15 protein-coding genes are annotated in these 16,282 nt (G+C 62.8%); 6 read left to right on the top strand and 9 right to left on the bottom strand.

Annotated elements, in window-relative coordinates; genetic code table 11:
• The first annotated feature begins 116 nt into the window (after positions 1 to 116).
• Both K5Q02_RS07680 and K5Q02_RS07675 read left to right on the top strand, forming a co-directional pair.
• Positions 117 to 485, top strand: coding sequence for a PilZ domain-containing protein (locus K5Q02_RS07680; protein ID WP_225837990.1), 369 nt, complete (start codon positions 117 to 119; stop codon positions 483 to 485).
• Between the two features lie 127 nt (positions 486 to 612).
• The gene (locus K5Q02_RS07675) at positions 613 to 759 is read left to right on the top strand and encodes a hypothetical protein (RefSeq protein ID WP_225837989.1); all 147 of its coding nucleotides are present in this window, start codon (positions 613 to 615) and stop codon (positions 757 to 759) included.
• A gap of 28 nt (positions 760 to 787) precedes the next feature.
• Here K5Q02_RS07675 and radA read toward each other — a convergent pair whose 3' ends face one another.
• Positions 788 to 2,152, bottom strand: coding sequence for a DNA repair protein RadA (gene radA / locus K5Q02_RS07670; RefSeq protein ID WP_225837988.1), 1,365 nt, complete (start codon positions 2,150 to 2,152; stop codon positions 788 to 790).
• A gap of 135 nt (positions 2,153 to 2,287) precedes the next feature.
• Here radA and K5Q02_RS07665 point away from each other — a divergent pair, with 135 nt between their 5' ends.
• Positions 2,288 to 2,773, top strand: a complete 486-nt coding sequence (locus K5Q02_RS07665; protein WP_225837986.1) for a GNAT family N-acetyltransferase — start codon at positions 2,288 to 2,290, stop codon at positions 2,771 to 2,773.
• Between the two features lie 95 nt (positions 2,774 to 2,868).
• Here K5Q02_RS07665 and K5Q02_RS07660 read toward each other — a convergent pair whose 3' ends face one another.
• The gene (locus K5Q02_RS07660) at positions 2,869 to 3,141 is read right to left on the bottom strand and encodes a DUF465 domain-containing protein (protein WP_225837984.1); all 273 of its coding nucleotides are present in this window, start codon (positions 3,139 to 3,141) and stop codon (positions 2,869 to 2,871) included.
• Between the two features lie 287 nt (positions 3,142 to 3,428).
• Here K5Q02_RS07660 and mscL point away from each other — a divergent pair, with 287 nt between their 5' ends.
• Positions 3,429 to 3,842, top strand: coding sequence for a large-conductance mechanosensitive channel protein MscL (gene mscL, locus K5Q02_RS07655; RefSeq protein ID WP_225837982.1), 414 nt, complete (start codon positions 3,429 to 3,431; stop codon positions 3,840 to 3,842).
• 62 nt (positions 3,843 to 3,904) lie between these two features.
• Here mscL and K5Q02_RS07650 read toward each other — a convergent pair whose 3' ends face one another.
• The 4 genes from K5Q02_RS07650 to araD1 all read right to left on the bottom strand — a co-directional run bounded on the left by K5Q02_RS07650 (position 3,905) and on the right by araD1 (position 9,641).
• Positions 3,905 to 5,470 (bottom strand): TerC family protein, encoded by a 1,566-nt coding sequence (locus K5Q02_RS07650; RefSeq protein ID WP_225837980.1) that lies wholly within the window; start codon positions 5,468 to 5,470, stop codon positions 3,905 to 3,907.
• 426 nt (positions 5,471 to 5,896) lie between these two features.
• Positions 5,897 to 6,670 carry a ferredoxin--NADP reductase gene (locus K5Q02_RS07645; protein WP_225837978.1) on the bottom strand — a complete coding sequence of 258 codons (774 nt, stop codon included), beginning with the start codon at positions 6,668 to 6,670 and terminating at the stop codon, positions 5,897 to 5,899.
• Between the two features lie 331 nt (positions 6,671 to 7,001).
• Complete coding sequence (locus tag K5Q02_RS07640) at positions 7,002 to 8,579, bottom strand: aldehyde dehydrogenase (NADP(+)) (RefSeq protein ID WP_225837976.1); 1,578 nt, start codon at positions 8,577 to 8,579, stop codon at positions 7,002 to 7,004.
• Positions 8,580 to 8,645: 66 nt separating this feature from the next.
• Positions 8,646 to 9,641 (bottom strand): AraD1 family protein, encoded by a 996-nt coding sequence (araD1, locus tag K5Q02_RS07635; RefSeq protein ID WP_225837974.1) that lies wholly within the window; start codon positions 9,639 to 9,641, stop codon positions 8,646 to 8,648.
• A 116-nt stretch (positions 9,642 to 9,757) separates the two neighbouring features.
• Here araD1 and K5Q02_RS07630 point away from each other — a divergent pair, with 116 nt between their 5' ends.
• Positions 9,758 to 10,678: a LysR family transcriptional regulator gene (locus K5Q02_RS07630; RefSeq protein ID WP_225837973.1), complete on the top strand. Its 921-nt coding sequence runs from the start codon at positions 9,758 to 9,760 to the stop codon at positions 10,676 to 10,678.
• 44 nt (positions 10,679 to 10,722) lie between these two features.
• Here K5Q02_RS07630 and K5Q02_RS07625 read toward each other — a convergent pair whose 3' ends face one another.
• Complete coding sequence (locus K5Q02_RS07625; RefSeq protein WP_225837971.1) at positions 10,723 to 11,712, bottom strand: DctP family TRAP transporter solute-binding subunit; 990 nt, start codon at positions 11,710 to 11,712, stop codon at positions 10,723 to 10,725.
• Positions 11,713 to 12,025: 313 nt separating this feature from the next.
• On the opposite strand from K5Q02_RS07625, the gene K5Q02_RS07620 reads away from it, so the two are divergent.
• Positions 12,026 to 13,147 (top strand): methyltransferase, encoded by a 1,122-nt coding sequence (locus K5Q02_RS07620; RefSeq protein WP_225837969.1) that lies wholly within the window; start codon positions 12,026 to 12,028, stop codon positions 13,145 to 13,147.
• A 98-nt stretch (positions 13,148 to 13,245) separates the two neighbouring features.
• On the opposite strand, the gene K5Q02_RS07615 is transcribed toward K5Q02_RS07620, so the two are convergent.
• On the bottom strand, positions 13,246 to 14,565 hold the full coding sequence (locus K5Q02_RS07615) for a TldD/PmbA family protein (protein ID WP_225837968.1): 1,320 nt from the start codon (positions 14,563 to 14,565) through the stop codon (positions 13,246 to 13,248).
• The gene (locus K5Q02_RS07610; RefSeq protein WP_225837966.1) at positions 14,565 to 16,007 is read right to left on the bottom strand and encodes a TldD/PmbA family protein; all 1,443 of its coding nucleotides are present in this window, start codon (positions 16,005 to 16,007) and stop codon (positions 14,565 to 14,567) included. Before K5Q02_RS07610 ends, K5Q02_RS07615 begins: the two co-directional genes overlap by 1 nt.
• Between the last annotated feature and the right edge of the window lie 275 nt (positions 16,008 to 16,282).

The raw sequence follows: 16,282 nt of genomic DNA, 5'->3' as shown, positions 1-16,282 counted from the left end.
CCGCGGTAATCATATGCAGATGCGAGATCACTCGCCCCTACGACAGCGATCCACCGATTGGCGGCAGCGATAAGCTGGCTTGGCTATAGTGGACAAAACAAATAGAGGACACCCCCATGAGCGACACCCACGAACGCCGACGCTTCCAGCGCATCGACTTCGATGCCCCTGCGGAGATCGTCCAGGGCGAGCGAACCTGGCAAGTGGAGCTGCACGATATCTCGTTCAAGGGCGTTCTGGTGCGCCGCCCCTGGAACTGGGATGGCGACACCGGTGAGGATTATCTGGTGCGCGTCACCCTCGACGACAAGCTGCAAGTGGCGATGCAGGTCGAGCTGGTGCATCTCGAGGAGCGTGTACTGGGCTTTCAGTGCCACCACATCGACCTCGACTCCATGAGCCATTTGCGGCGACTGGTCGAACTCAACCTGGGTGATGAGCAACTTCTCGAACGGGAACTGGCTGCGCTTTGCGAGGAAGACTGAGCGCAGTGCGGCGTCCTGTCGCGCACGTGCTCCGGCAATGATTGACCTCGATCAAGGTTCTCCGAAGGGGCGAATCGCAGGATAGAGACGAACCCAACAGGGGAACATTCCCCACGGAGGCATCGTCATGATCAGCGCCCCTATCGCCAAGGCAATCGACTTCCCCTCGCAACGTCAGGCACAGCGCCCGGCTCGCCCGAATGCCTGGCTGGCACGCATTGGCCAGCGCATGCAGCGCCGCCAACAGGCCGATGTAGCCTGTCTGATCCACTGAGGCAAACCCCACCCAGGCGAGGACGCGCTTACTCGAAGAGCGCGTCCAGCGCCTGCTCCAGGCGGGTGACAGCGACTACCTGCAGACCCGGCGGCGCTTCTTTCGGCGCATTGCCCTTGGGCACGATGGCGCGCTTGAAGCCGTGCTTGGCGGCCTCCTTGAGGCGCTCCTGGCCGCTCGGCACCGGCCGTATCTCACCTGACAAACCAACCTCGCCAAACACCAGCAGATCGTGAGGCAACGGCCGGTTGCGCAAGCTGGATATAACGGCCGCCATCAGCGCCAGGTCGGATGCCGTTTCCAGTACCTTCACACCGCCGACCACGTTGAGAAACACGTCCTGATCATAGGTGGGAATGCCGCCGTGACGGTGCAGCACCGCCAACAGCATGGCCAGGCGATTCTGATCCAGCCCCAGGGTGACCCGGCGCGGATTGCCCATATGGCTGGTATCGACCAGCGCCTGCACTTCCACCAGCATCGGCCGGGTGCCTTCCCAGGTCGCCATGACCACGCTGCCTGGCACTTCTTCCTGAGCGCGGGTCAGGAAGATCGCCGACGGGTTGCTCACTTCCTTGAGGCCCTTGTCGGTCATACCAAACACGCCCAACTCGTTGATCGCGCCAAAGCGATTTTTCACCGCACGCAGCAGGCGTAAGCGGCCATCGGGGTCGCCCTCGAAATACAGCACGGTATCGACCATGTGCTCCAGCACCCGCGGCCCAGCCAGCGAGCCTTCCTTGGTGACGTGGCCGACCAGGAAGATCGCCGTGCCGCTCTGCTTGGCGAAACGCACCAGCAACGCCGCACTCTCACGCACCTGGGCAACGCCGCCGGGGGCCGACTGCAGCTGCTCGGTGAAGATGGTCTGGATCGAGTCGATCACCATCACCTTGGGCTTTTCCTGGCGGGCCGTGGCGATGATGCTTTCGATGCAGGTTTCGGTCATCACCTTGAGCTTGTCCTCGGGCAAGCCGAGGCGCCGGGCACGCATCGCCACCTGTTGCTGGGATTCCTCGCCAGTGACGTAAAGCGCCGGGAAACGCTGGGCCACATTGCACAGGGTCTGTAGCAGAATGGTCGACTTGCCGATGCCGGGATCGCCGCCAATCAATACCACCGAGCCATCCACCAGGCCGCCACCGAGTACCCGGTCGAGCTCTGCCGAAGCGGTGGAAAAGCGCGGCATTTCCTCGACGCTGACTTCGGCCAGAGTCTTGAGCTGCGCCTGCGCGCCCGTCCACCCCGTGCGCCCGCTGGGCGTCGCCGCGCCGGCTTCGATCATGGTTTCGGTCAGCGTGTTCCAGGCACCGCACTCACCGCACTGCCCGGCCCACTTGGGAAAGGTCGCGCCGCACTCGGTGCAGCCATACAAGCGTTTGGCCTTGGCCATGGGAGTCGTCCTGCTGGAAAGCGAAGCCCGAAACGATACCGAACAACTGGATAAATTTACAGACATTCGGTACGCAGGCTATCAGCGGGCAGCGCAGACGCCGATAATGCGCCGCTCATCCGCGAGATACCTGCCATGTCCATCGAACTCGTTCCCGCCAGCGCCGAGCAGCTACCGCTGATCCGCAACCTCTACCAGTTCTACGCCTACGAGTCGTCGGACTGGGAGCAGGAGGACGTCGAAATCGACGGACGCTTTTATGTTCATGAGCCGCATCTGCAGCGCTACTGGCAGGACGAAGGCTGGAGCGCCCAGCTGATTCTGGCCGATGGTTTCATCGCAGGGTTTCTATTGCTCGAGCGATACGACGACCCAAGCGTGGCCGAGATGGAATTCGCCGACCTGTTCGTTCTACGCAAATACCGCCGCCTGGGCATCGGCCGGGCTGTACTGCAACAGGTGGTGAGCGACGGACGCACCTGGCTGACCTGCTGCTATGAGCAGGACGAACTGGCGAGCGCCTTCTGCAAGCACGTACTGAGCGAGCTACCGCTGAACGTAAACGAGCTGAGCTCCACCGAGGCCGAACCCGGCCTGCGCCGCTTCGTGCTGCACCCGTAGCCTGCGGTTGAGCGCAGCGATACCAGGAAGCAATCTCGGCGTTGCCATCGGAGTTGGTCAAACCAACCCTGGGTATCGCTTCGCTCAACGCCAGGCTACGTCGATTTACGGGTTCCGCACTGCTTGCCACAGTTGCAGCAGCCACCATCGGCCTTGCGGATCTGCCGAGCCAGATCCTCGCGCAGACCGGAGCGTCGCAACTTGAGCGCGGAAAGCGGCACACCGTCAGGCCGTTCGATACCGTTTTCGATACGCGCGATACGCCTGTCAACATCGTCGTGCTGTTCGACCAGCGCGGCGTAGGCGGGATTGCTGCGCTGCAGCAGCTGCGACTGCGTTTCGGGCTGAACGGAGTAATCGATATGCATGGCTGGGCTCCCGACAAATGAATTAGCACCACTGTAGTCGGGTGAAAAGTGCTGGCTTTTGATCCTCGTCAACGCCCTGCAAGCAACGGATCAACCTCCCATCGATTAACCAAGAGAAGCGAAACAGAGCCCCCCGCGAAGCCCAGCATGGAATTGGCCAGTAATAAATTCGGACAATTTTCCAGCTGAGGGGTCACAACCGATACGCGCGGCCTGGAGGCGGTGCATGGCACAAGAGCAGGAGTGATTTACACTTCAGCGCACGAATCAGACCAACGGGGTTGCACATGAGCATCATCAACGAGTTCAAAGCGTTTGCCGTCAAAGGCAATGTCGTCGACATGGCAGTCGGCATCATCATCGGTGCCGCCTTCGGCAAGATCGTCTCGTCGTTTGTCGGCGACGTGATCATGCCACCACTAGGCTTGCTGATCGGTGGGGTGGACTTCTCCGACCTGGCTATCACCCTGAAGGCCGCCGAGGGTGACCTGCCCGCCGTGGTGCTGGCTTACGGGCGCTTCATCCAGACGGTTCTCGACTTCGTCATCGTCGCCTTCGCCATCTTCATGGGCGTCAAGGCGATCAACCGTCTCAAGCGCGAAGAAGCCGTGGCGCCTTCAGTGCCGCCAGCCCCTGGCCCTCAGGAAGTGCTGCTGACGGAAATTCGTGATCTGCTGAAAACCCAGCAGCACAAGGACTGACCGCCAACGTCAGGTATAAAAACGGCGCCCCGCGGGGCGCCGTTTTTCGTTGTAGCTGCCGTTTATGCGGCTGAGCCAGTAGCGTCTGGCTTCAGCAAAACCCGCGTAACTCGACGCTCCTTGACTTCGATCACGGTCAATTCCCAGTCCAGATACTCGACTTTGTCACCGATCAGCGGCAGCCGATCAAGCAGGCTCATGGCCAGGCCGGCCAGGGTCTGATAGTCGTCCGTCGGCCGCGCAGCGAAGTCCAGCCGATCGCGCAATACCGCCAGGTTTACCGCACCGTTAACGCGATAACCGCCCTCCACTTCCTCGACATCCGGGCCATCCACTTCGCTGGCATCCGGCAGCTCACCGGCAATCGCCTCGAGAATGTCGGTCAGGGTCAGCAGACCTTCGAAACCACCGAACTCGTTGACCACGAAAGCTACGTGGGTAGAACCCTGGCGCATCTGCTCAAGCGCACTGAGCACGCTGGAGCTGTCCGGCAGGTTGATCGGCGCACGCACCAGGCTTTCGATATCTGGCTGCTGGCCCTTGAGCAGTTCCTTGAACAGCTCCTTCTTGTGGATGTAGCCCAGGGGCTCATCACGGGAGTCGTTGCGAGTTACCACGAGGCGCGAGTGCGGCGAGTCGAGCAGCGCCTGGTGGATCTTCTCGGGAGCGTCGTCGAGGTTGATGCGGTCGACTTCCATGCGATCGGTCATGACCTTCTGAATCGACATTTCCGCCATGTTCAGCACGCCACTGATCATCACCCGCTCGCGGCGGTCGAAGAGTGCAGTTTCGCCCTGCTCGCCGTCGAGCATGTCGGCGATTTCCTCGCCAACTTCGTCGGCCTGCACCTTGCCGCCCAGCATGCGCATCACCGCATGGGCAGTGCGGTCACGCAGACCACGCTGGCCCTGCAGGCTGCGCTTGCGGCGCGAACGAGCGATCTGGTTAAACAGCTCGATCAGAATCGAGAAACCGATAGCCGCGTACAGATAGCCTTTCGGAATGTGGAAACCCAGGCCTTCGGCAGTCAGGCTGAAGCCGATCATCATCAGGAAGCCCAGACACAGCATGATCACCGTCGGGCGTGCGTTGACGAACGCGGTCAGTGGCTTGCTGGCGACGATCATCAAGCCCATGGAGATCACCACGGCGATCATCATCACTTGCAGGTGCTCGACCATGCCCACGGCGGTGATCACTGCGTCCAGAGAGAACACTGCGTCGAGCACGATGATCTGCGCCACCACTGGCCAGAAACGCGCATACACCTTGCTGCCGCCATGCTGATGGGTGCGCCCTTCGAGGCGTTCGTGCAGCTCCATGGTGGCCTTGAACAACAGGAACACACCACCGAACAGCATGATCAGGTCACGGCCGGAGAAGGTCTTGCCGAACACCTCGATCAGCGGCTCGGTCAAGGTGACCAGCCACGCGATACTGGCCAGCAGCCCCAAACGCATGATCATCGCCAGGCTCAGGCCGATCAGTCGGGCACGGTCACGCTGCTCGGGCGGCAGCTTGTCGGCGAGGATGGCAATGAACACCAGGTTGTCGATGCCCAGGACGATTTCCAGGACGATCAGGGTCAACAGGCCTAACCAGGCCGTCGGATCAGCGATCCATTCCATTTAGTGTGTAGCTCTCTCTAGGGGAAAACGAAGGCAGCCGAAAGCGCCGCGCATGCACAGGGCAGACACGGGAAATCTCGGCTGACGGGAAGAATGTGCAACGTTCGGCTGCACGGAAGGCTCGCACCGGGCGGCGCCGCCTTTGGGAAGTACCGCCCTCGTCCATAACGGCGAGGGCGATCGTCTACTGTCGCTGTCCATGAAGACCGGATAGTGGAAAACAGACCACGCAATCTACTGGAGCGCGAGTCACACTGAAAGCGCTGAGTTTGTAACGGCGCTTTACATGCTTTGTGAAAGCGTCACGAGCGAAGGTCAGGCAAGGCAAAAAACGGCGAAAAAGCGCAGTTTACGTGTTGTAAATGAGCATTTTGAGCCGGTTTTTAACGCCGCATGACCGAGCGCAGTAGCCTTCGCAAGGCATGTTTACCAGTAGTTTTCCACGGCTACTTGCCCAGGACGGCGGGTCAGGCTCAAGTTCAGGCCCCGCGCCTTCAGGCGCTGGCGGATGTCGTCGATCATCTGCGGGTTGCCACAGATCATCAGCCGCGAATGCTCAGGCGCCAGTTCCAGACCAGCGGCACGCTCCAACTCGCCGCTGTCGAGCAGTTCGGTGATGCGGGCATTCAGGCAACCCGGCGCCTGCTCGCGGGTAACTACCGGCAGGTAGGTGAGCTTATGGGTGTACTCGGCCAGGTGCTCGAGCTCGGCAAAACCGTGGATCATCGGCTGATAAGCCAGTTCGTCCAGCGACCTTGCGCTGTATACCAGCACGATGCGCTCGAAGCGCTCCCAGATTTCGAAATCCTGCAGCATCGACAGGAACGGCGCGATGCCGGTGCCACTGCCCAGCAGCCACAGATCGCGGCCATCGATGAAACGGTCGAGGGTCAGGTAACCGGTGGCCATCTTTTCCACCAGCAAGGTGTCGCCGACGCGTAGGCGACTCAGCTCACTGGTGAATTCACCGCCTGGCACGACGATGGAAAAGAACTCCAGATGCTCGTCGTGGGGCGCCGAGACCAGCGAGTAGGCACGCCAGACCACGGTGCCGTCAGCCTTTTCCACCCCGAGACGGACGAACTGCCCGGCGCGGAAACGAAACCCCGCATCCCGGGTGGTACGCAGGGTGAACAGGCTCGGGGTCAGGGTCTGCACCTCGAGCAAGGTCTGGCGGGTGAACTTGTCTTCGCTGCTCATCGACGGCTCCATCGGGACTCATGCGCCTAGTGTCGCGCAAAGCCACGCTGGTAAACACCGGCAAAGATCAGGGGCAACGCTCGGTCGGGTTCGGCGGGGCAGCGGTTTTGAGGTAATTGGTGGATAAGCTTCGCGTTATCCACCCTACTGGCTGACACCACTGTGTCTGTGGGAGCGGGCCATGCCCGCGATTCGCGCGCATGGCCCGCTCCCACAGGAGATCCGCCGTAGTCCGGGTCGAGCGGAGCGACACCCGGGGAACGAACCCCATCCACCGCCCACAAAAAAGCCGACCCGCAGGTCGGCTTTCTCTTAACAATGCAGCTAGCGCTTACAACGCGTCGCGGCTGCTGGCGCCATCCACCAGACGGGCGATGCCCAGCGGGTTGGCATTCTTCAGAGCGTCGGGCAGCAGAGCGTCCGGGCAGTTCTGATAGCAAACCGGGCGCAGAAAGCGGTCGATGGCCAAGGTACCGACCGAGGTGCCACGGGCATCGGACGTCGCCGGGTACGGGCCGCCGTGCACCATGGAGTCGCAGACTTCTACGCCGGTCGGGTAGCCGTTGAACAGCACGCGCCCGACTTTCTGCTCGAGCAGCGCGAACAGCTCTTCGCTGCCAGCCAGATCGCCCGGCTCGGTGATCAGCGTGGCAGTCAATTGACCGTGCAGCCCCTTGATGGCGGTCAGCAGCTCGGCCTTGTCGGCCACTTCGACAACGACAGTAGTCGGGCCGAAGACCTCTTCCTGCAGTCGTTCATCGCCGTTCAGCAACAGACTGACATCGGCCTTGAACAGTTGCGGGCGAGCCTGGCTGCCTTCTTGTTTAGCGCCGCTCAGATGGCTGATGCCGGGATGTGCAGCGAGTGCTGCAACGCCCTTGCCGTAACTCTCGAGGCCAACGGGGTTGAGGAGGGTCTGCGCCGGCTGTTCGGTCATTTTGGCGGTCAGATTCTGCAGAAAGGCGTCGAACTCTGGCGAGCGGATGCCAATCACCAGGCCCGGATTGGTGCAGAACTGGCCAGCGCCCAGCACCACCGAAGCTGCTAGCTCGCCAGCGACCTGTTCGCCGCGAGCCTTGAGGGCTTCGGGCAGCAGGATGACCGGGTTGATGCTGCTCATCTCCGCGAACACCGGGATCGGCTGCGGGCGGGCTGCTGCCATATCGCACAGGGCACGGCCACCACGCAGCGAGCCGGTGAAGCCGACAGCCTGAATGGCCGGATGCTTGACCAGCGCGGCACCGACGATGCCCCCGTAGATCATGTTGAACACACCTTTCGGCATGCCGGTTTTCTCGGCGGCGCGCAGCAGTGCCGCGCCAACCAGTGCGGTGGTAGCCATATGGCCGGGGTGAGCCTTGAACACCACCGGGCAGCCGGCGGCCAGCGCGGAAGCGGTGTCACCGCCCGCCGTGGAGAAGGCCAGCGGGAAGTTGCTGGCGCCAAATACGGCTACCGGGCCGAGGCCGATGCGGTACTGGCGAATATCCGGGCGCGGCAGCGGCTGACGATCCGGCAACGCGCGGTCGATGCGCGCGCCAAAGAAATCTCCACGGCGCAGCACGTTGGCGAACAGGCGCATCTGGCCGCTGGTACGGCCACGTTCACCCTGGATACGGCCAGCGGGCAGCGCGGTTTCCTTGCATACGGTGGCGACGAAATCGTCACCCAAGGCGTCCAGCTCGTCGGCGATTGCATCGAGGAAATCGGCGCGCTTAGCCGCCGGCAGGCTGCGGTAAGCCGGATAGGCAGCGGCCGCAGCTTCGGCAGCGGCGTCGACTTCTTCGGCGGTGGCCTCGACGAATTCATACGGCAGCGTTTCGCCGCTGGTGGCGTCGACGCTCTGCAGCTTCACGGAGCCGAGGGCGCTGTAGGCGCCGCCGATGATGTTGTGGCCGTTAACGGACATGAAATATTCCTCCTGGTCAGAACCCGGTCGAGGCCCTGAGGCCCCGCGGTGAATGACGGCTGGTGGTTACAGGGCAGTCACGCCGCCCGGCTCGAGCGGCTCGTCGGCCGCCACCAGCCCATTGCGCAAAGGTGCGCCAAACTCGTTCATTTCGATCTCGAAGGTATCACCCGGCTGGGCCTTGATACCGTCGGCATAGGACAGCGTAGCGGTTCCGAAATAATGCACATGCACATCACCCGGACGCAGGAACTGCTGATACTTGAAGTGGTGGAACTCCAGGTTCTCCAGACTGTGGCACATGTTCTCCTCGCCACTGAGGAACTCCTTCTCCCACAACACCTCGTTGCCACGGTGAATGCGGCTGGTGCCGGACAGATGGGCCGGTAACTGGCCTACGCGCAGCTCCGGGCCATAGGCACAGAAACGCAGCTTGGAGTGGGCCAGGTACAGGTAGCTGCGGCGTTCCAGCACGTGGTCGGAAAACTCGTTGCCCAGTGCGTAACCGAGGCGGTAGGGCTTGCCGTCATCACCGATGACGTACAGGCCGACCAGCTCGGGCTCTTCGCCGCCGTCCTCGGCGAACACCGGCACCGGCAGATCGGCGCCCGGGCGCACGACGATGCTGCCATCGCCCTTGTAGAACCACTCTGGCTGGGCGCCAATCTTGCCAGCGCCAGGCTTGCCGCCTTCGAGCCCCCAGCGAAACATGCGCATGGTGTCGGTCAGGGTGGCTTCGTCCTGGGCCTTGTGCTGGTGCATCTTGTCACGGGTCGAGGCGCTGCCGAGGTGGGTCAGGCCGGTGCCGGTGACCAGGCAATGGGCCGGGTCCTCATGATCCAGTGGCGGAAGGATGCGCCCGCCCTGCTGCAGATCGGCATACGCCGGGCCAGCCTCGGTACCTAGGCCGTTCACTTCGTCCTGCAGGCTGTGCCCGGCACGGATCGCCGCCAGCGCCAACTCACGGGTGCTGGTGACGCCACGAACGGTGCGGATGGCATCGCCTTCGACAACGCCAACCTGGCGCTGGCCTTCGGTGGATTCGAACTGGATCAGTCGCATGGCTTATCTCTCTTGTTGGATGGCTTGCCCATAGGGATACAGAGCAGACTTTACGAAGCGAGCGCCAGCCTGCCTAATGACAGCCTCTGATCAAGCAATAACTAATGGTTATCACCATGCTCGCTTCCCTGCCCGCTCTGGTTTCCCGACTGCGCCTGAAACAGCTGCGCCTGCTGATCGCCCTCGACGAACAAGGCTCGCTGCACAAGGCCGCCGACGCCGTAGCGATCAGCCAGCCAGGCGCGACGAAAGCCCTCAACGAGATAGAGTCAGCGTTCGGCATGCGCCTGTTCACGCGCACCAGCCAGGGGCTGGAAGCCAATGACCTGGGGCGTTGCGCGATTCGCTACGCACGGCTGATCCACAGTGACCTGGCTCACCTGCGTGAGGAAATGCTGGGGATTCTGCAGGGCCAGGGCGGCCGCCTGGTGGTGGGCGTGATCATGGGCGCGGTGCCACAGCTGACCCGTGCGCTGTCGCGGTTACGGGCGCGTCAGCCAGAGCTGTCGGTGGAAATCGTCGAAGACACCAGCGCACGCCTGCTCAGCCTGATCGACCAGGGTCGCCTGGATCTGGCCATCTGCCGCACCAGCGTCAGCCGCAGACCGGACGACTACGACTGCCTGAGCCTGCATCAGGAACAACTGAAGGTGGTCGCCAACCCCGCGCACCCGCTAGCAGCCACTCCGGGCCTGAGCCTGGCGCAGTTGGCAGCCTACAGCTGGGTGGTGTTCCCGGCGAACATGCCGATGCGTCTGGTGCTGGAGCGGGCATTCAGCGACGCCGAGCTGGAGTTTCCACGCTATCCGCTGGAAACCGCCTCGACCTTCGCCACCCTGATGCTGCTGCAGGAAGACCCGAACCTGGTCGCGCTGATGCCACGGGAAACCGCTCAATACGCGGCACGCTCAGGCCAGCTGGCATGCCTGGAGCTGGCCCAGGTGTTGCGCAGCGAGCCCTATGGCGTGATCAGCCGCCACGGCTCGCCGCTTTCGTCGCCTGCCCGCTTGCTGCTGGAGGAACTGCGCGCCTCGTAGGATGGGTCGAGCGAAGCGATACCCATCAGTTACAGCGACGTCAATCAGCGACGATTGACCGTCTGCGCCGCGCGCAGCACGTCGGCACCGATCTCGGCTTCGAAGGCCTGCCAGACCGGGCGCATCGCTTCACGCCAAGCGCTGCGCTGCTCGGGGGTCAGTGGCAGGATCTGGCTGCGACCGCCAGCGACGATCTGCTCGCGGCTCTTGCGGTTCTGCTCTTCGGCGTCCTGATTCACCTTGAAGCTGACCTCTTCGATGATCGCTTCCAGCTGCACGCGCACCTGATACGGAATGCTAACCCAGAACTTGGAATTGCTGATCAGCATGTAGTTGAGCGAGCCGTGATTGGTTTCGGTGATGAACGGCTGGGCACTGTCGAGCTTTTGGCTGGCCAGGTTCGACCAGGGGTTTTCCGCGCCTTGCACGGTGCCCTTCTGCAGCGCCGCCAGGGTTTCACTGAAAGCGATCTTGCTGGTGCTGGCGCCGATCTGCGCGAACTGCGCTTCCAGTACCGGCGACGGCTGAATGCGGAAGGTCAGGCCCTTGGCATCGGCAGGCAACTTCAACGCGCGGTTGGCGGAGAGCTGCTTCATGCCGTTGTTCCAGTACGCCAGGCCGTAGATGTCGTAGCTGGCCATGGAGCGCAGCAGCTCGCGGCTCTTCTCGCGCTTCTGAAAGCGCTTGACGGCTTCCAGATCGTCGAACAGGAACGGCAGGTCGAACACCTGCAGCTGCTTGGTGTAGGCATCGAATTTCGACAGCGAAGGCGCCAGCAGTTGCACCTTGCCGTCGCGCAGGGCCTGCAGCTCGTCGTCGTCACCGAACAGGGTGGAGTTGGGGTAGACCTCGACCTTCACCTGGGCACCGAGGCGCTCCTCCACCAGTTGTTTGAACAGTAGGGCGCCTCGGCCCTTGGGGGTATCATCGGCAACCACGTGGGAGAACTTGATGACGATGGGCTCGGCAGCGGATACCGACGTGCAGACCAGCAGCAGAGCAGACAGGGCAATGGTGACAACGGACTTGAACATGCAACACCTTGGCAATGGCAGGCAAAGGCGCATGCGCGAGGCAGGCACCTGAAGGAAATGGGTTATCGAGTGACCTCAACGAGGCATCGGCAAAGCGCTGTCGGCTACGCCCGGCGCATGGCGCGGGTGTGCGACTATTATTGGAAGGGCTGCGGCAAAGGGTCAGTGAGCTTGACCTTATCGGCAGGGGCGCGATTCTTGTCGATCCCCAGCCGCGGAACAAGCGGCAATAACGCGAACTGCAGCACAGCTTGAAGATTCGCCGCCCGCGGCATGGCAGAATGCGCGCCGCCACACCCACCACGAGATCAGCATGTCGTCGTCTTTCGTCACTCCTTTCGCCACCCTGGAACTGCAGCGCCAGCCCGAGCAACCCGGCATGCCGCTGCAGGCCTTCGACGCCGCAGACGCCTACCTGCTCGAACAGGTGCAGACGCTTTCAGGCACCACGCGCGTGCTGCTGCTCAACGACAGCTTTGGCGCCCTGGCCTGTGCGCTGGCCGGCCGCGCCCAGGTGACCAGCAGCGGCGACTCGCATCTGGGCCATCTGGCGCTGCGTCTCAACCTGACGCGTAACGATCTTGCCGAAGATACGGTGAACTTCGTGCCGGCCAGCGAGGGCGTCAGTGGCCCGTTCGATCTGGTGCTAATCCGCGTGCCGAAAACCCTCGCCCTGCTCGAGGAACAGTTGATCCGCTTGCACGGCCAGTTGGCGCCGCAAGCCCAGGTGATCGCTGGCGGCATGATCAAGCATCTACCCCGTGCGGCTGGTGATCTGCTGGAGAAATACATCGGCCCGGTGCAGGCCTCGCTGGCGGTGAAAAAAGCCCGCCTGCTGCATGCCACCCCGGAGGCCAAAGCGGCGCCGACGTCGCCCTACCCGACCCGCTATCGCCTCGACAAACCGGCACTCGAACTGAGTAACCACGCCAACCTGTTCTGCCGCGAAGGGCTAGATATCGGCACCCGCGCCTTTCTGCCTCACTTGCCAAAGCACCTGGACAACCGCCGGGTTGCCGACCTCGGCTGCGGCAACGGCGTGCTGGGCATCGCCTACGCATTGAGCAGCCCCAGCGCCGAGCTGACCTTAGTGGACGAGTCCTATATGGCCGTGCAATCGGCCGCGGAAAACTGGCGCGCGGCCTTGGGCGATCGCCCGGTAACCGTCCGCGCCGGTGACGGCCTGGCCGAGCAGGAAGCCGACTCGCTGGATCTGGTGTTGTGCAACCCGCCCTTTCACCAGCAGCAGGTGGTTGGCGATTTCCTCGCCTGGCGCATGTTCCAGCAGGCCCGCAACGCACTGGTCACCGGCGGTGAACTGTGGATCGTCGGCAACCGCCACCTGGGTTACCACACCAAGCTGGCGCGCCTGTTCCGGGGTGTCGAGCAGGTGGCGGCAACGCCGAAGTTCGTGGTGCTGAAGGCGACCAAGTAATCGCCGCGGCCCCGGGTGTCGCTTCGCTCGACCCAGGCTACAGAAACGGTCGTAGCCTGCGGTTGAGCGCAGCGATACCCAGGAGCGTGAAGCGCGCTCTACAAGGTCAGGGTAAACCGCGACAGCAACGCGCCGGGCAACGCCATCGAGCCGGTCTGCCGCGCGCCATAGGTGCCACCTGGCAACAGCAGCTCCGGCTCGCAGGTCAGGGCTTCCAGATTCGGGCCGAGGAAATCGAACAGCGAATCGTCGAAGCGCATGGTGTTGACCGGTGCCTGGATGCGGCCATCCTCGACCCAGAAGGTGGCGAAACGGGTCATGCCGGTGAGGCGCCCGGCCGGCAGGTCGGAGAAGTTGCTGTACCACAGGTTGCCGATATACAGCCCGGTGCCGAGCCGTTGCAGAGCCTGGCTGTCGTCCAGATCGCCGCCCTGCATACGCAGCGACAACGGATACTCCCCAGTCCCCGCGCCGTTGGCTATCAAGCCATATTCGGCTGCGCTGCGTGAGCTGACCAGGCGCTCGCCGGGCTGCCCTTCGCTCAGCAGCCGCAGCGGCTGACGCGGGCCCTCGCGGGTAAACGCCGGAGCCAAACCGCCTTCGATACGCTCGTCGATGGTCACCTTGGCACTGAGGCTGGCGCTCCCGACGAACAAGCGCTGCAAGGGGCTGCTGCCGGTGGCCAGCGCCTGGGCGGAAAAACCCCAGGCGAACAGGCCGAACAACTCTTCCAGTGCAGCAGGCGTCAGGTAGGCCCGGTAAGCCCCCGGTTTCAGTTCATGGGCGGGCTTGCCCAGGTGCTGCAACTGCTCGCGGGCGAACGCCAGCTTGCGATTGAAGACCTGGGCATCCCAGTGTTCCCCGGCGTAGTTGCTTTTCACCGCCTGGCCATTTTCATGGAACAGGCTGAATTCGAAGTTGAAGCTACTCGCCTCGTGCCAGCCGAAGGCGCCCCAGGAGCTGGCGAAGCCCTGATATTGCGGCCCGGCAGCATAGAAGCCGACCAGATCCAGCCCGGCTGACGCCTCATTGATCTGGGCGATGGCGGCCTGGCTGTTCTGAATCCCCTGACCCGCAGCGGTTTCACTGCGCCAGGCTTCACGATTCAGGCGCAGGTAAGGATCGTCGGCCAGTGTCGGCAGTACCGCGCGCAGGCGCTGCAGGGCCTGATCGAGGCGCAGTTGGTCATCCGCGAACACCCCGCTCAGGGCCAGCTCGAAATTGCCATGCCGCTCGCCCTGATACAGGGCCAGGGTGGCGTATGACTGCTGCACTTGGCCAGCCTGGCGCACACGGGCATGGTTGAAGCGGATGAAGTCCGAGGCCTCGGCCTGGTACTCCAGTGTAAAGCCCTCGCCGGCCTGCAGACGGGTATTCAGGTAGGCGAGCAGATCCTCGAAGTGTCGACGCGCGTCCATCAGGCAGCCCCTCCAAACACATCGATATCGGCGAACACGCACGCCGGGGTGGCGTGGCCGACGCGGATCACCTGATTCGGCTCGCCCTTGCCGCAGTAAGGCGTGCCCAGCACCTCGAAGGTACTGGCATCGCCGACGGCCTTGAGGTTGCGCCAGAACCGCGCGGAGATACCGCGGTAATTGGGGTTCTTCACCACGCCCTTGAGTTCGCCGTTCTCGATCAGCCGCCCCCACTCGCAACCGAACTGGAATTTATTGCGCGCATCGTCGATCGACCAGGAGCGGTTGTTGCTCATCAGAATGCCGTGCTCGATGCCGCCGATCATCTGCTCCAGGCGTTGCGTGCCGGGCTCGACATTGAGGTTGGCCATGCGGTCGAGGGTCGGCCGGTTCCAGCTGCAGGCACGGCTGTTGGCGACCCCTTCCAGGCCGCTGCGCCACTGCGACAGCGCACCACCAAGCGGTCGCTGCAGGATGCCCTCGCGGATCAGGTACTCACGCTGCGCCGGGGTACCGTCATCGTCATGGCTATAGCTGGCCAGCTCGCCCGAAACCGTCGGGTCGAAGGTCACGTTGAGCAGCGGCGAGCCGTACGGGTAACTGCCAAAATCTTCCTGACGGATAAAGCTGGTACCGGCGAAATTACGCTCGTCACCGAGGATACGATCCAGCTCCAGCGGATGGCCGATGGACTCGTGGATCTGCAGGATCATCTGATCCGGCATCAGCAACAGGTCACGGTGACCGCTCGGCGTGTTGGGCGCCAGCAGCAACTGCAGCGCCTCGTCGGCGATACGCGTAGCAGTACCAACCAGACCCAGCTGATCGATCACCTCGGCACCGCCCTGGCGAGCCAGGTGAGTGCCACCGAAGCTGCGGCTCTGGCTGTCGGCGCCATCGCTGGCGGTAACGCCCAGTTGCGGGAACACGTAGTGCTGAGCACGCCGTAAACGGGCACCGACGCTGTTGAGGTATATCTGCTCGGTGGCGGTAAAACTCAGGCCCGCGTACCAGTCCACCAAACGCTCGTCACGCGGCACCCGCGCCGACTCGGCCGCCAGCAGCTCGTACCAGTGGCCCGGGCTAGCCAGGGATCGTTCGTAGCCGGGCATCACGTCGTCGGCCTGCTCATGGGGCACCGGTAGCTCATGCATATCGAGCAGATTGCGACCCGCAAGCTGCCGAGCCAGTTGCTCGGCCTTGTCGAGCGCTGCCTGCAGCCCAGTCTGGCTGAGATCGCTGGTCGCCGCGTAGGCCTCCACGCCAGCGACACGCACACTGAGCATGGCGCCTGCATCGTCACCAAACGACGGCGCCAGCGCCACGTTGCGGCGTACCCAATAGCGCTCGGTGGTTTCCCGCACATGGCGCAGCGACCAAAAGTCGGCAGTGGAATGTAGGGCGGCAAAGCGGCGTTGCAGGGTTTCGCTGAAGGCGAACATCGGGGCTCCCTTTGGCTGGTGGCAAAGGGGGAGTATGGGAACTAAGGGTATGGTGGATCAACCGTGGGGCGCCGCGGCTGAATGTGTAAGGAGGCGGACGAGCTAATAGTTAACCGTTGCATACGCTCATCTGCCATGGACAGATGGCGATATGATGGCTTAGTGTCAACACCAGATTTCGACTTACACGCATGCCGAGCACAATGGCTTAGTAGCATGAGACCTATACGCTTTTATGCAGTCACCGGAACAATCCGAGTCCCAGTCTGAATCGG

It is taken from the genome of Pseudomonas sp. MM211 (assembly GCF_020386635.1).
Lineage (GTDB): Bacteria > Pseudomonadota > Gammaproteobacteria > Pseudomonadales > Pseudomonadaceae > Aquipseudomonas.
The sequence above is the reverse complement of the archived record's forward strand: the minus strand, read 5'-3'. Positions and strand labels throughout refer to the sequence as shown.